The organism is Streptomyces sp. NPDC058796, from assembly GCF_042745235.1.
In the GTDB taxonomy this organism is placed as follows: domain Bacteria; phylum Actinomycetota; class Actinomycetes; order Streptomycetales; family Streptomycetaceae; genus Streptomyces.
Genome location: NZ_JBHYOP010000002.1, coordinates 348,599 through 363,210, shown reverse-complemented (window position 1 = coordinate 363,210; position 14,612 = coordinate 348,599). Strand labels below are relative to the sequence as shown.

12 protein-coding genes and 1 riboswitch are annotated in these 14,612 nt (G+C 71.4%); of the genes, 7 read left to right on the top strand and 5 right to left on the bottom strand.

All coding sequences use genetic code 11. The annotated features are described in order from the left end of the window. Positions 1-42: 42 nt before the first annotated feature. Positions 43-459, bottom strand: coding sequence for a cobalamin B12-binding domain-containing protein (locus ACFW47_RS06955; RefSeq protein ID WP_191884683.1), 417 nt, complete (start codon positions 457-459; stop codon positions 43-45). 433 nt (positions 460-892) lie between these two features. On the opposite strand from ACFW47_RS06955, the gene ACFW47_RS06950 reads away from it, so the two are divergent. Beyond that, complete coding sequence (locus ACFW47_RS06950) at positions 893-1,849, top strand: esterase/lipase family protein (RefSeq protein ID WP_386281412.1); 957 nt, start codon at positions 893-895, stop codon at positions 1,847-1,849. A 229-nt stretch (positions 1,850-2,078) separates the two neighbouring features. Then, complete coding sequence (locus ACFW47_RS06945) at positions 2,079-3,680, top strand: M23 family metallopeptidase (protein WP_386305043.1); 1,602 nt, start codon at positions 2,079-2,081, stop codon at positions 3,678-3,680. A gap of 71 nt (positions 3,681-3,751) precedes the next feature. Here the strand turns inward: ACFW47_RS06945 and pcrA are convergent, their stop codons facing one another. Next, positions 3,752-6,241 (bottom strand): DNA helicase PcrA, encoded by a 2,490-nt coding sequence (gene pcrA / locus ACFW47_RS06940; protein ID WP_386305042.1) that lies wholly within the window; start codon positions 6,239-6,241, stop codon positions 3,752-3,754. Positions 6,242-6,472: 231 nt separating this feature from the next. Beyond that, positions 6,473-6,654, top strand: a riboswitch (cyclic di-AMP (ydaO/yuaA leader). 6 nt (positions 6,655-6,660) lie between these two features. Between pcrA and ACFW47_RS06935 the strand changes: the two genes are divergently transcribed. Both ACFW47_RS06935 and ACFW47_RS06930 read left to right on the top strand, forming a co-directional pair. After that, positions 6,661-7,842, top strand: a complete 1,182-nt coding sequence (locus tag ACFW47_RS06935) for an NlpC/P60 family protein (protein WP_386305040.1) — start codon at positions 6,661-6,663, stop codon at positions 7,840-7,842. A gap of 27 nt (positions 7,843-7,869) precedes the next feature. Further along, positions 7,870-8,901 carry a tellurite resistance/C4-dicarboxylate transporter family protein gene (locus ACFW47_RS06930; protein ID WP_386281420.1) on the top strand — a complete coding sequence of 344 codons (1,032 nt, stop codon included), beginning with the start codon at positions 7,870-7,872 and terminating at the stop codon, positions 8,899-8,901. Here the strand turns inward: ACFW47_RS06930 and ACFW47_RS06925 are convergent. Then, positions 8,879-9,232, bottom strand: a complete 354-nt coding sequence (locus ACFW47_RS06925; protein ID WP_073724938.1) for a hypothetical protein — start codon at positions 9,230-9,232, stop codon at positions 8,879-8,881. The two genes, ACFW47_RS06930 and ACFW47_RS06925, sit on opposite strands and share 23 nt — an antisense overlap. A 316-nt stretch (positions 9,233-9,548) precedes the next feature. Here ACFW47_RS06925 and ACFW47_RS06920 point away from each other — a divergent pair, with 316 nt between their 5' ends. Beyond that, positions 9,549-10,604 carry an NlpC/P60 family protein gene (locus ACFW47_RS06920; RefSeq protein ID WP_386305039.1) on the top strand — a complete coding sequence of 352 codons (1,056 nt, stop codon included), beginning with the start codon at positions 9,549-9,551 and terminating at the stop codon, positions 10,602-10,604. Positions 10,605-10,627: 23 nt separating this feature from the next. Here the strand turns inward: ACFW47_RS06920 and ACFW47_RS06915 are convergent, their stop codons facing one another. Both ACFW47_RS06915 and ACFW47_RS06910 read right to left on the bottom strand, forming a co-directional pair. Continuing rightward, positions 10,628-11,374, bottom strand: a complete 747-nt coding sequence (locus ACFW47_RS06915; RefSeq protein WP_386281424.1) for a LuxR C-terminal-related transcriptional regulator — start codon at positions 11,372-11,374, stop codon at positions 10,628-10,630. Beyond that, positions 11,371-12,663 (bottom strand): PspC domain-containing protein, encoded by a 1,293-nt coding sequence (locus ACFW47_RS06910; RefSeq protein ID WP_386281427.1) that lies wholly within the window; start codon positions 12,661-12,663, stop codon positions 11,371-11,373. The genes ACFW47_RS06915 and ACFW47_RS06910 overlap by 4 nt, the downstream gene beginning before the upstream one ends. A 180-nt stretch (positions 12,664-12,843) precedes the next feature. Between ACFW47_RS06910 and ACFW47_RS06905 the strand changes: the two genes are divergently transcribed. Beyond that, a complete protein-coding gene (locus ACFW47_RS06905) occupies positions 12,844-14,247 on the top strand; it encodes a PspC domain-containing protein (protein WP_386281430.1) in 1,404 nt (467 codons plus the stop codon). Next, positions 14,234-14,476 carry a hypothetical protein gene (locus tag ACFW47_RS06900; protein ID WP_386281432.1) on the top strand — a complete coding sequence of 81 codons (243 nt, stop codon included), beginning with the start codon at positions 14,234-14,236 and terminating at the stop codon, positions 14,474-14,476. Before ACFW47_RS06905 ends, ACFW47_RS06900 begins: the two co-directional genes overlap by 14 nt. Positions 14,477-14,612: the final 136 nt, after the last annotated feature.

The following is a 14,612-nucleotide window of genomic DNA, read 5'->3' as shown; positions in this document are numbered from 1 at the left end:
CAACGGTCGGGCGCCCGTCGGCCCGCACCGCCGGCTGCGCGGCTACGCCCCCGCCGGCTCCCGCACGTTCGTCCGTACCCAGTCCACGATCGACGCCGTCGTCGCGCCGGGAGTGAAGATCTCCGCGACGCCCTTCTCCTTCAGCGGGGCGATGTCCGCCTCCGGGATGATCCCGCCGCCGAAGACCAGGATGTCCGCCGCGTCCCGCTCCTTGAGCAGCTCGATCACGGCGGCGAAGAGCGTGTTGTGGGCGCCGGAGAGGATGGACAGCCCGATGGCGTCGGCGTCCTCCTGGATCGCGGTGTCCACGATCTGTTCGGGCGTCTGGTGGAGCCCGGTGTAGATGACCTCCATACCGGCGTCGCGCAGCGCCCGCGCGATCACCTTCGCCCCGCGATCGTGGCCGTCGAGCCCCGGCTTGGCCACCACCACGCGGATCGGACCGGCTGCCACACCCATCACTGCCTCCATGAAGCGACTACATCCATCCGTACCGACAAGTACCGCACATCTCGTCGGCGCGGACACCCCGCACCACGTCGTCCGGGGAAGTGAACGAACGTTATCGCCAGCATCCCGCAACCGGCAGTTTCGCGGTGGATACAGAGGGGGAAATCACACGGTGGGACACGTTCGCCGCGCACCGCTCACGGGACGCGGCGGCATCACGCGTACGGAGAGCCGCAGCGAGGGCAGGACCGGGCAGCAGCCGGCCTCGTCGCCGTAACACCCGACACCACAGGGCTCACTGAGCACCCGAGCACCGGATGTCACTTGCGCACACCCATTCAGGCATACCTCGCAAACAGCACCGATCACTGGTGTCACGACTCTCCACGAGGGCACACGGGGGACAGAGGCGTCCCCGCGCGTGCCGACAGGAGGTCGGCCCATGAAGGTCACCACGGCAGCACTGCCCCTTCTCCCGCTCTGCCAGCGTCTCCTGCCGGGCCTGCCGGGCCTGCCCGGTCTCCCGGGACTACCAGGGCTGACGAGTCTGACGAGCCTCCCGGGTCGGCTGACCGGGCTCTCCATGACCCTCCTGAAGGCCAGCGCCCTGGAGGTCGCGATCCTCGCCGGGCATCTTCTGCTCTACCCCTCGGGGATCATCCAGGAGCGCCGCTCCGCCTGTGCCCTCCCGTCGCCGGACCCCCACGGGCCCGAGACCTCACCCCCTACTCCTCGGCTTCCCGCCCCCACCAGCCCCCCGGTCGTCCTGCTGCACGGCTTCATCGACAACCGGTCGGTTTTCCTCCTGCTGCGCCGCAGCCTGGCCCAGCACGGCAGGCACCAGATCGAATCACTCAACTACTCGCCTCTGACCTGCGACATCCGCACCGCGGCCGAACTGCTCGGACGGCACATCGAGGAGATCTGCGAACGGTCGGGCAGTGAGCGGGTCGACGTCGTCGGGCACAGCCTCGGCGGGCTGATCGCGCGGTACTACGTGCAGCGCCTCGGCGGCGACCTCCGCGTCCGGACGCTCGTCACCCTCGGCACCCCGCACACCGGCACCCGCGTGGTCCCCCTGGCGAACGCGCACCCGATCGTGCGCCAGATGCGCCCCGGTTCCGCGGTGATCGAGGAGCTGACCCGGCCGTCACCCGGTTGCCGCACGCGGTTCGTCAGCTTCTGGAGCGACCTGGACCGCGTGATGGACCCACTCGAGACGGCCTGCCTGGACCACCCCGATCTGTCTGTACAGAACGTACGGGTGAGCGGCATCGGGCACCTGGCTCTGCCCGTTCATCCCGCCGTGGCCACCGGCATCCGTGAGGCGCTCGACGCCGTCGCGCCGCAGGCGGGCACGGGTACGGGCGAAGGCACCGGCGGCCTGACGGTCGCCTGAGACCTGCCGCAGCCGGCCGGAGGCACGGAACCGCGCGGCCACCACCCGATCAGATTCGAACAAGCCCCGAACACAAAGCCAAACTCGTGCCCGCCGTCCCCCAAAACACGGCCGATTGCCCGTTTCCTGCGCGCGCGAAACCTGACGAAGATTGTCGTGCCCGTATACCGCCGGGTACAGTCGCCGCACTGCTCTGGCAGCCCCTGTTGTCGAGGCGAAAGAGAAGTTGGTGAACGACCGTCACCCGTCGGGGACCATGACCACCCCGGCCTCGGCTTCCGACGCCGATCCGGCGCAGTACGCGTCGTACGGCACAAGGGAGGCCCAGTACGGCGACCTCACCACGTACGGCGACTACGGCACCACTGGTTTTCCCACCGGCGCCACCACCACGGCGACCTTCGCCACGGACCCTCTCTTCGGCAGTCTCCCGGGCCAGGGCACCGGCACCTACGACACCACCGGTTCGTACGACGCCACCCAGTGGTCCACCGGCAGCGGGCAGACGCCCGGCTACGACGCCTACGCGGCACAGCACCACGCCGTCTACGACACCGGCGCCTACGACACCACCGCCTGGGCGGCCGAGTACCAGCAGCCCGCCTCCGTACAGCCACAGGCGGCGAACGCCGAGGCCACCGGGCAGTGGGACACGGGCGCCTGGAACCAGCCGGACCAGTCCGGCAGCCCCGCCGACCGGACCCAACAGTGGGACTGGGGCACGCAGGCCTTCGAGACGGGCACCTTCGAGACGGGCACCTTCGAGACCGGCTCGTTCACGACCGGCACCTTCAACGCCGGCGCGTTCGACACCGGCGCCTACGACGCCACGCAGTGGAACTCGGCCGGCACCGCCCCGGAGACGCCCGAGGCGCCGGAGAACGCCGCGCCCGACGCCGCACCGGCCTCCCATGAGGCCGGCTCGACCGGCTCGAACCCCGACTCACCCGACGACGAGTTGGCCGCCACCGGCGAACTCCCCACCGTCACCGCCCTCCTGGAGGAACAGGAGGAGGTCGTCACCCCGGCCGCCCCCATCCCGGCCCCACGCGCCGGCTCCCGCAGCGGCGCCCGTTCCCGCCGCCGCCAGCCCGCCAAGCGCTCGGCACTGATGACCATCGCCGTACCCTCGGCCTGCGTGATGAGCGTCGCGGGCATCGCGGCAGCCTCCGTCGGCGGCCTCAGCGGCGACGAGGGCACGGAGGCCGCTGCGTCCGCGGCGGACGCGGACACGGGTGAGGGGAAGGCGGCCCCGGTCAAGCCGTCGGCCGCCAACAACAAGCTGGACACCCAGCTCACCAGCCTCGCCGCCGGTGCCGACGACTTCGCCGACCGGGCCAGCCGGACCCAGGAACGCATCGACCTCAAGGCGCAGCAGGCCGCCGAGAAGAGGCGGGCGGCGGAGGAGGCGGCCCGCAAGGAGCGGCTGCGCCCGAAGTTCGCACTCCCCGTCGAACAACACGGTCTCAGCGCGTACTACGGCCAGGCCGGCATCAACTGGATGTCCGTCCACAGCGGCATCGACTTCCCCGTGTCGTACGGCACGACGGTGATGGCCGCGACCGACGGCACGGTCCGCACGCAGTACAACTCCGCTTACGGCAACATGATGATCGTGACCGCGAAGGACGGCACGGAGACCTGGTACTGCCACCTCTCCAGCTACCAGGTGCCCTCCGGTACGACGGTGAAGGCCGGCGACGCCATCGCCTTCTCCGGCAACTCGGGCAACTCGACCGGTCCGCACCTGCATTTCGAGGTGCGTCCCTCGGGTGGTTCGGCCATCGACCCGCTTTCCTGGCTGCGCAGCCACGGCCTCAACCCGACGTAGCGGAGTAACGTCTCAGCACGCCGGGCGGGTCCGAGCCCTCCGGCCCGGACCCTTTCCCCGCACCAGGCTCCTCAGAGCTTCTCCACCGGCGCGTACCGCAGCAGCAGCCGCTTCGGCTTGGTGTCCCCGAAGTCGATCGTCGCCTCTGCGTTGCTGCCCGTGCCCTTGACTCCGACCACGGTGCCGAGCCCGAACTGGTCGTGCGTGACCCGGTCGCCCACGGCCAGCGACACCGTCGGCTGGTCGGCCGCGGCGGACCGGCGCGTGGCGAAGCCGGAGGCGCCCGACGCCGACGAGCGGGAGCGGGACGACGACAGAGAGGCGGCCACCGCGGAGACCGGCGCGGAGGACGCCGGACCGTTCGCCCCGGTCCGCTTCCACTCCAGGTGGAGGGTGGGAATCTCCTCCAGGAAGCGCGAGGGCGGGTTGTACGACGGCTGGCCCCAGGCGCTGCGCAGCGTGGACCGGGTCAGGTACAGCCGCTCACGGGCGCGGGTGATGCCGACGTACGCCAGGCGTCGCTCCTCCTCCAGCTCCTTGGCCTGCCCGAGGGCGCGCATGTGCGGGAAGACGCCGTCCTCCATGCCGGTGAGGAAGACGACCGGGAACTCCAGGCCCTTCGCGGTGTGCAGGGTCATCAGGGTGACGACGCCGTCGCCGTCCTCCTCGTCGGGGATCTGGTCGGAGTCAGCGACGAGGGCGACCTTCTCCAGGAAGTCCGCCAGGGTGCCGGTCTCCTCGCCCTCTCCCTGCTCCTGCTCGAACTCCAGGGCGACCGCCGCGAGTTCCTGGAGGTTCTCGATGCGGGTCTCGTCCTGCGGGTCCGTGGAGGCCTGCAGCTCGGCGAGGTAGCCGGTGCGCTCGAGGACCGCCTCCAGCACGGTCGCCGGTCCGGCGCCGGACTCGACGACGGTGCGGAGATCCTCCATGAGGGTGTTGAACCGCTTGACGGCGTTCGCGGAGCGCGCGGCCATGCCGTACGCCTCGTCGACGCGCCTGAGCGCCTGCGGGAAGCTGATCTTCTCGCGCTGGGCGAGGGCGTCGATCATCGCCTCGGCGCGGTCGCCGATGCCGCGCTTGGGGACGTTGAGGATGCGGCGCAGCGGCACCGAGTCCTCCGGGTTGGCCAGCACCCGCAGGTAGGCCAGGACGTCCCGGACCTCCTTGCGCTCGTAGAAGCGGACGCCGCCGACGACCTTGTAGGGCAGGCCGACGCGGATGAAGACCTCTTCGAAGACGCGGGACTGCGCGTTGGTGCGGTAGAAGACGGCGACGTCGCCGGCCTTGGCCTCGCCCGCGTCCGTGAGGCGGTCTATCTCGTCGGCGACGAACTGGGCCTCGTCGTGCTCGGTGTCGGCGACGTACCCGGTGATCTGCGAGCCGGCGCCCTGGTTGGTCCAGAGGTTCTTGGGGCGGCGGGACTCGTTGCGCTCGATGACCGCGTTGGCGGCGCTGAGGATGGTCTGGGTGGAGCGGTAGTTCTGCTCCAGGAGGATCGTGGTCGCGTCCGGGTAGTCCTCCTCGAACTGGAGGATGTTGCGGATGGTGGCGCCGCGGAAAGCGTAGATCGACTGGTCGGCGTCGCCCACCACGCAGAGCTCGGCGGGCGGGACCTCGGCCTCGGGCGGCACGTCGACGGGGTGTTCGGCAGGCGTACCGACCAGCTCGCGCACCAGGGCGTACTGGGCGTGGTTGGTGTCCTGGTACTCGTCGACCAGGACGTGCCGGAAGCGGCGGCGGTAGTGCTCGGCGACGTCCGGGAAGGCGCGCAGCAGGTTGACCGTCGTCATGATCAGGTCGTCGAAGTCGAGGGCGTTGGCCTCGCGCAGCCGCGACTGGTACATGGCGTAGGCCTGCGCGAGCGTCTTCTCGAAGCCGTCGGCGGCCTGGGCGGCGAAGTCCTCCTCGTCGATCAGCTCGTTCTTCAGGTTCGAGATCTTGGCGCTGAAGGACTTGGGCGGGAAGCGCTTGGGGTCCAGGTCGAGGTCGCGGCAGACCAGGGCCATCAGACGCTTGGAGTCGGCGGCGTCGTAGATCGAGAAGGACGACGTGAAGCCGAGCCGCTTCGACTCGCGGCGCAGAATGCGGACGCAGGCGCTGTGGAACGTCATCACCCACATCGCGTTCGCCCGCGGGCCGACGAGCTGCTCGACGCGCTCCTTCATCTCACCGGCGGCCTTGTTGGTGAAGGTGATCGCGAGGATCTGGCCGGGGTGGACGCCGCGGTCGGCCAGCAGGTGGGCGATGCGATGGGTGAGCACGCGCGTCTTGCCGGAGCCTGCACCGGCCACGATGAGCAGCGGGGAACCGGAGTGGACGACGGCGGCGCGCTGGTTCTCGTTCAGCCCCTCCAGGAGCGCGGCCGGGTCCAGGGCGGGGCGGGGGGCGCCGTCCCGGTAGTGCTGGTCCCGGTCCGGAGGCACGTCGAACTTCCCGCCGAACAGATCGTGCGGGACCGGCTCCGGTCCGTGATCGTCCTCGGGCGGCGGCGGAGGTTCTTCCTCGTGACCGCGGGGGGTCTGGAGGCTCGCCAGGAAGCTGTCGTCAAAGAGGCTGCTCATCGCTCTCCGAGTCTAGGGCGCCCCACCGACAACCGGTTCCCGCCCCGGAAAATGGCCGTGGCCCCCGCACCGGACACGCCCCGCGACCGAACGGCACACCTGGAGTGATCCTCCCACCGAAGGTCACGAAAATGTATCGGGCATATCACCCACCAACCTTCACAGCCGCCACACGAGTTGGCTACGGTGCGGGCAGGCCGCACGACCCCCTCCGGCGAACCTCGCCGGGCCGCGCGGCCTCCGCCGAGTCCGGCGTGCCCGCACGGCGCCCGGAGCCGGGGACCCAACCGAGAACCTTGGGGTGAATCGGCGCACACCGCCCTCGCCGGGGCGCACGCCGTAGGGCAACCCTTCCGGAACCACTCCGCCCGAACCCGACAGCTAACCCGGTAGGCGGATCTTTGGAAGGAGTCGCCTCCTTGGCGTCGCACCGCAAGCCGCGCCCCACGGGTACGCGCGTCGCAGGCATACGGACCCCCGCCCTCGCCACGGCGGCCCTCACCTCCGTGGCCCTGCTGTCCCAGTCGGCCAACGCCACGCCGTCGGACGACGGCAGACCGAGCCTCGAAGAGGTCGAGAAGAAGGTCGACGACCTCTACCGTCAGGCGGGTTCGGCGACCGAGAAGTACAACGCGGCCAAGGAGAAGACCGCCAAGCAGCGCAAGCGCGTCGACGACCTCCTCGACGACGTCGCCCAGCGCACCCAGAAGCTCAACGAGGCACGCGAGGAGCTGGGGTCCTTCGCCTCCGCCCAGTACCGTACGGGCGCCGCGGTCCCGCAGACCGCGACGTTCCTGCTCGCGGACTCGCCGCAGGACTACTTCGACCAGAACCAGCTGATGAGCCGGCTCACCGGCCGCCAGAAGGACGCGGTCGACGACTACGTCACGCAGCAGTCCGAGACGATGAAGAAGCGCCGTGAGGCCACCGAGAGCCTCAAGACGCTCACCGATTCGCAGAACGACCTGAAGACGGCGAAGGCCACCGTCCAGAAGAAGCTCGCCACCGCCCGCGAACTGCTGTCGGAGCTGACCGCCGAGGAGAAGGCCCGGCTCGCGGCGATCGAGAAGAAGAAGCAGGAGGAGGCCGCCCGCAAGGCCGCCGAACTCGCGAAGCAGCAGGCGGAGGAACGGGAGCGGCAGCAGCGGGCACGGGAACAGGCGGAGGCGCAGGAGAGCGGGTCCGGCGGCACCTCCTCAGGCACCGGCACGACCGAGCCCTCCGCACCGGACGCCTCCTACGGCACCAAGGCGGAGAAGGCACTCGCCTTCGCCCGCGCCCAGATCGGCAAGCCGTACGTCTGGGGCGCCACCGGCCCCGGCTCCTACGACTGCTCGGGCCTGACCCAGGCCGCCTGGAAGGCCGCGGGCGTGACCCTGCCGCGCACCACCTACGACCAGGTGGACGCCGGCACGACCGTCCCCGTCTCCCAGGCACAACCCGGTGACCTGGTCTTCTTCTACGACGACCTCAGCCACGTCGGCCTCTACATCGGCAACGGCATGATGATCCACGCCCCGAAGCCGGGTGCGTACGTCCGCGAGGAGTCGGTCTACTACGACGGCGAGGGGTCGATCCACAGCGTGGTGCGACCGGCCTGACCCGCGAGGCTCTCTAGCATCGGGGGCATGTCGTCCGGCGCCTCTCCCGCCTCCCCTGCCTCCCCCTACCCTCTGCGCGCCTGGTGGGCGCAGCGCCCGCCGGCGGCCGGTGCCGCGGTGATGGCGACCGGCATCCTGTCGGTCGGCCTGCACCTCACCGGCCACGAGATCCTGTCCCGGATTGCCCTGGTCCTGGCCTGTGCCGCCTGGCTGACCCTCGCGGCGAACTTCGTCTACCTGCTGCTGGTCGAGCGTGCGCAGTGGGTGACACGGGCGGGGACGCCGGGTGCGCTCACCGCCGTCGCCGCCACGACCGTGCTCGGCACCCGCTTCTCGCTGCTCGGCTGGACGCCCCTGGCGGCGGCGCTGCTGGCGCTGGCGGCACTGCTGTGGCCGGGACTGCTCTTCCTGGTCGTACAGCACTGGGGGCGCCGGATGCCCGGGGCGGTGTTCCTGGGCTGCGTGGCCACGGAGGGTCTCGCCGTGCTCGGCGCCACGCTCGCCGCGGCGACGACGACGCCGTGGCTCGCGCACGCGTCCCTGGTGCCGTTCTGGCTGGGCATCGTGCTCTACCTGATCGCGCTGTTCCGCTTCGATCTCCGGCAGGTGGCCCGGGGCTCCGGGGACCACTGGGTGGCGGGCGGCGCGCTCGCCATCTCGGCACTGGCCGGCGCCAAGCTGCTCGCCGCGGCCGGGACGGGCATGTACCTGTGGAACGCGGACGACCAGGCCGTGCTGCACGACGTGACCGTCTTCCTGCTCTTTCTGGACCTGGCCTGGTACGCCGTCCTGCTCGCCGCCGAGATCGCGTGGCCGCGGCTCCGCTACGACGTGCGCCGCTGGTCGACCGTCTTCCCGCTCGGCATGACGGCGGCGGCGACGCTCTCCGTCGCCGCCGCCGTCGACGTGCCGTGGCTGGACGCGCCCGGTCAGGCGCTGCTGTGGGCCGCGGTCGCCGCGTGGCTGGCGGTCGCGGCGGGGGCGGTCTTCCAGGCCCGGGCCGGGCTGCGGCCGGCGGGCGCGGACCAGGCGGCCGTCAGGTCCACAGCACGGCGATGAAGATGTTCGCCACGGTCAGCAGGCCCACCAGGCCGAACAGCGGCTTCTCCACCTTCTCGTCGTCTCGCTTCACGTAGACCAACCCGAGGATCACGATCAGCAGGGCGAGCTTCACGCCCATCTTGATGTTGTCGACGGACTGGTCGTCGGCCTGGTTGAGGCCGATCAGGACGACGCCGGTGACCAGCATCGTCAGCGCGCCGTGCAGCATCGCGGGAACGAAACGGGCCGTGCCCTGGCCCATGGCCTTCATCTGGGTCAGGAAGCCGCCCAGGAGAGACGCGATGCCGATGATGTGCAGACCGACGAAAATGTGGATGAGTACGTCCATGAGGCCGGAGCCTAATCAGGGAGCCGGACACGCTCCGACACCGGGCCGTCCGGACCCGGTGCCGTGCGCCGGGCTGGAGCCTCCATATGCGTCCCATAACACCTCGCCCTCCCCTCCTGCCCCCGATGCGGCACATCGGTCATCACCCAGCGTGAAGGCGACGGCCGCAGAACAGGACGGCGGTCACTTACGGTCGCCCGACGGGCCGGTACCGCCAGTTCCGCACAACCCGTCACCGGACCGTTACCGTCACGCCTAGCGTCCTCCCCCAGGCAACCCGGCCGAGCCGAGTCGTAGGGAAGGACGTGGATCGCAGGTGGGAAGGCACCGCAGGCCGCGACAGCGCATGACGGGCGGCGGGAGAGTCCGTACGGCGGCCACCGTCACCCTGGCCGGTGCCGCCACCGCGACCGGCCTGGGCGGCGGCACCGGCCACGCCGACCCCGAGCCGACACCGGCTCAGGTCAAGACCGAGGTGGACAAGCTCTACCAGGAGGCGGAGGTCGCCACCGAGAAGTACAACGGCGCGAAGGAGAAGGCGGACGCCGCCGAGCAGCGCCTCGAGGAACTGCGGGACGAGGTGGCCCGCAAGGAGGACCGGCTGAATTCGGCGCGCGAGGACCTCGGCTCGGTCGCGGCGGCCCAGTACCGGAGCGGGGGCCTCGACCCGGCGCTGCGACTCGTGCTCTCCGCCGACCCCGACCGGTACCTCGCCGGCGCCGCCTTCGCCGAGCGGGCGGGCAGCCGGCAGCAGGCCGCCGTGGGCCGGGCGCGCAAGGAACTGCGGGAGATCCAGCAACTGCGTGGCGCCGCACGCGTCGAGGCCGCGTCGCTCACGTCACGCCGGGAGGAGCTGAAACGTCACCGCGAGACGATCACCGGCAAGCTGGCGGCGGCCCGACGCCTGCTGTCCCGGCTGACCGACGAGGAACGCGCCCGCCTCGGCGACGGCACCGGTGACCGTGCCTCCCGCTCCTCGCCCGGCCCCCGGGACGGCCTCTCCGCCTCGGCCCAGGCACCGAATTCCCGCGCGGCGGCGGCCGTCGCCTACGCCTACCAGAAGCTGGGCAGCCCTTACGTCTGGGGCGCGACCGGCCCCGACGCCTTCGACTGCTCGGGGCTCACCCAGGCCGCCTACCGCGCCGCGGGCGTCTCCCTGCCCCGCACGACCTACGCCCAGATCGACGCCGGCCGCCGCGTCGCCCGCTCCGAACTGCTCCCCGGCGACCTGGTCTTCTTCTACTCCGGCATCAGCCACGTCGGCATCTACGTCGGCGGCGGCAAGATGATCCACGCCCCGAACCCGTCGGCGCCGGTGCGCGTGGCACCCGTGGACCAGATGCCGTTCGCGGGCGCCGCGCGGGTGGCGTGATGCCTGGACGGCGGTGGGGCGAGTCAGACCAGCCGCCGCGCCGTCGCCCACCGCGTCAGCTCGTGCCGGTTGGACAGCTGGAGCTTGCGCAGCACCGCCGAGACGTGGGACTCGACCGTCTTCACCGAGATGTACAGCTGCTTGGCGATCTCCTTGTACGCGTAGCCGCGGGCGATCAGGCGCAGCACCTCGCGCTCGCGCTGGGTGAGGCGGTCGAGGTCCTCGTCGACCGGCGGGGCGTCGGTGGACGCGAACGCGTCGAGAACGAACCCGGCCAGACGCGGGGAGAAGACGGCGTCGCCCTCCTGCACGCGGAAGATGGAGTCGACCAGGTCCGTGCCGGTGATCGTCTTGGTCACATAGCCCCGGGCGCCACCGCGGATCACGCCGATGACGTCCTCCGCCGCGTCCGAGACGGAGAGGGCGAGGAAGCGGACGGGCCGCTCGGTGTCGCTCATCAAGGGGGTGCAGCGGCGCAGTACTTCGACACCGCCGCCACCGGGGAGGTGGACGTCGAGGAGCACCACTTCGGGCCGGGTGGCGGTGATCACGGTGACGGCCTGGTCGACGTCGGCTGCCTCACCGACGACCTCCACACCGGTCTGCGCGGTCTGACCGATCTCGGCCTGGACGCCGGTGCGGAACATACGGTGGTCGTCGACGAGCACCACACGCACGTGACGCTCCCCCGCGCCCGCGTTCGCCGGCTGTGCGGGCTCGGCCGCCTCGCCCGCTCCCGCCGTTCCGTTCGCCTCGGTCGGGTCGCTCATGACGTCTTCTCCGCCCTCTCCATCTCCAGCTCGACCTCCGTGCCGCCGTCCGGCACCGCGCGCAACCGCGCCGTGCCGCCGTTGCGCTCCATGCGGCCGATGATCGATTCTCTGACACCCATCCGGTCGGCGGGTATCGAGTCGAGGTCGAAGCCGGGACCGCGGTCCCGGACGGACACGAAGACCGTCCTGCCCTCGACCTCGGCGTAGACCTGAACGGCGCCGCCCTCGCCACCGTACTTGGCGGCGTTCACCATGGCCTCGCGTCCGGCCTGCATCTGTGCCCCGATCCTCTCGTCGAGCGGGCAGTCGCCGACGACCACCACCTCGATGGGGACGCCGTGCTTGTCCTCGACCTCGGCCGCGTTGCGCTTGACGGCCTCGGCGAGGGTGGTGGGCTCGTCGTCCTCGTCCTTGCCGTTGCCCTCCGGTTTGTAGAGCCAGGCGCGCAGGTCCCGCTCCTGGGCACGGGCCAGGCGGCGCACCTCCCCCGCGTTGTCCGCGTTGCGCTGGATCAGGGTCAGGGTGTGCAGCACCGAGTCGTGGACGTGGGCGGCGACCTCGGCCCGCTCCTGCGCGCGGATGCGCATCAGCCGCTCCTCGGAGAGGTCCTGGGTCATGCGCACCAGGTAGGGGCCGGCGAGGAGCGTTATGCCGACGAGGACGGCGAGCGCGGCCTGGAGCACGGAGCCGAGGTGGGCGGCGGACCCCTGGAGGACGAAGATGCCGGTGACGCCCGCCGTCACCAGCAGGACGCCGGCCACGGAGCGCAGCAGGGTGACGGTCCGCCGGTGGCGTCCGACCTCGGCCCAGCGGGCCCGGCGGGCGTTGTCCGCCTGGCGCCAGACGAGGGCGACACCGGCACCGACGAGCACGGTCGGCCAGAGGTAGGCCTTCGCTCCGCCGCCGAGGTCGACATTGCCCACGAAGACCAGGGCCACGACGACCATGAGGAGCAGGGCGACGATCTGGCCCTTGTCCGGCTTGCGGGCGACGAGTCTGCGCCGGCCGTCCGGCGCGGTCTCCGCGGTGACGAGGGACGGCGGCCTCTGGGAGTCGACGCCGCCGACGCCCAGCGGCACGAAGAACCAGAAGGCCGCGTACAGCAGCGCGCCGAGCCCGTCGGCCATGAAGAGGCCGACGAAAGCGAACCGCACCCAGATGACGGGCAGCCCGAGATGTCCGGCGAGCCCCCGCGCCACCCCGCCGAGCCAGCGTCCGTCGCTGCTGCGGTAGAGCTTGCGCGGCGGCCGCGGTTCGACGAGTGGCGCTGCTGCGGCTTCCGGCATGACACTGATGGTCACACGGCCCCGGGAGCCGAAGCATCAGGGTCGGTCCCCGAGACTCCCCTGATCTTCGGACCGCGGGCCCTTCGAACGCTCCCCCGGCGCCGGCTCAGGGCCGATATCAGGGTCCGACCAGGGTCGAACCGACTGCCGTCACGACGCCGCGCCCGTCACCATGGACCCATGACAGATCACGAGCACGCCGCGACGGGTCCGGGACCCGGCCCCGGCCCACGCCCACCGCTGGGCGCCGGGCCGCAGGACGCCGCGCCCGCCGCGGATGCCACGGGTGCCGGAGCCGACAGCGACGCCCCCGGGCCGCCCCACCGGTTCCGGCGCGACCGGCGGCACAAGACGTTCGGCGGCGTGTGCGCCGGCCTCGGGCGTCAGTGCGACATGGACCCGGTGATCTTCCGGATCACCCTCGCGGTGCTCTCCGCGACCGGCGGCATCGGCCTCATCTTCTACGGCTTCGCCTGGCTCTTCGTCCCGTACGACGACGAGGAGGAGAACGAGCTGCGCAAGCTGCTGACCGGCCGCGTCGACGGCCAGGCCCTGGCGGCCGTGCTGTTCGCCCTGGTCGGCTGCGGGGTCTTCCTGACGATGCTGAACAACGGCGGAGTGCTGACCTTCGCCGTGGTGCTGTCCCTCGTCCTCTCGGGCGCCGGCTACTGGTCCCGGCACCGGCGCACTCCCGACCCCGACCCCCTGGCCACCCAGGCCGTCGCCGACGCCCCGCCCGAGGCTCAGGCACCGCCGGTCATGTACACCTGGCCCTCCTGGTGGCGCGATCCCATAGTCAAGGACGGCAGCCACGTCGGCGGGACCGGATATCTGTGGGGCCCGCCGGACTCCGAGGACCGTGACATCGCGGCGGCCGTCAACATCGGCCGCGGTGTCCCGGGCGACCGCGCCCCCGTGGGCGACCGGCGCCCTCGCACCCCGCAGCCACGGGGTCCACGTGGCATCGGCGGCTGGATCTTCCTCCTCGCACTGCTCGCCGGTTTCCTCGGCACCCGTCTGACGTGGGACGAGCAGCCGCTCGGCACCAGCCTGCAGACCGGCCTGGCCTGCGCGCTCGCCGTCTTCGGCGTCGGCATCGCGGTCAGCGCCTTCCTGGGGCGCACGGGGGCGGGGTCCGTCTTCCTCGCGATCATCACGGCCGGTCTGCTGGCCGGCTCGGCCACCCTGCCCAAGGACGTCGGCACCGACTGGGTCCGAAGGACTTGGGAGCCCACGACCGTGGCCGGCGTGCGCGAGCAGTACGACATCGGGGCCGGCACCGGCACCCTGGACCTGTCCCGGCTGGATCTGGCCGAGGGACAGACGGTGACCACCCGGGCCGACGTGGGGATGGGCCGAATACAGGTCGTGGTGCCGCCGGAGGTGACCGTGCGGCTGAGCGTCGAGGTGGGCGTGGGCGACATCCAGTTGCCCGGCGACGACAAGAAGGACGTGGACGTGGCACCGGGCAAGCACAAGGAGGTCACCCTGCCTCCCACGGCGGGTGGCAAGAACGCCGGCACGCTCGACCTCGACCTCCAGGTCGGCGTCGGACAGGCGGAGGTGACCCGTGCTGCGTCATAGGTTCCAGCCCGGACGGCTGGTCGCGGGCTTCTTCCTGACTCTGGCGGGCGTCGTCTACGCGGGCGATGCGGGCGGGCTCTGGGAGACACCGTGGTTCGTCGTGATCCCCCTCGTCGTGGGCGGCCTCTGCACAGCGGGCGCGGTCGGCGTCCTGGCCCGGTCCGTGCACCGGCGCCGCGGAAGACTCCGGGCGAAGGAGGACGGGCCGCGGGCGGACCTGCCCGGCTGACGACCACCGTCCTGCCACCCCGACCGGCACCGGCACCGGCAGCTCACCGGCACGGCAGTCTGTCGAAACCGACAGGAAGAAACCGGCCGGAGGAGGATTGAGCGGCGCCTCGGCGTCGTACGTATGGACTGATGAG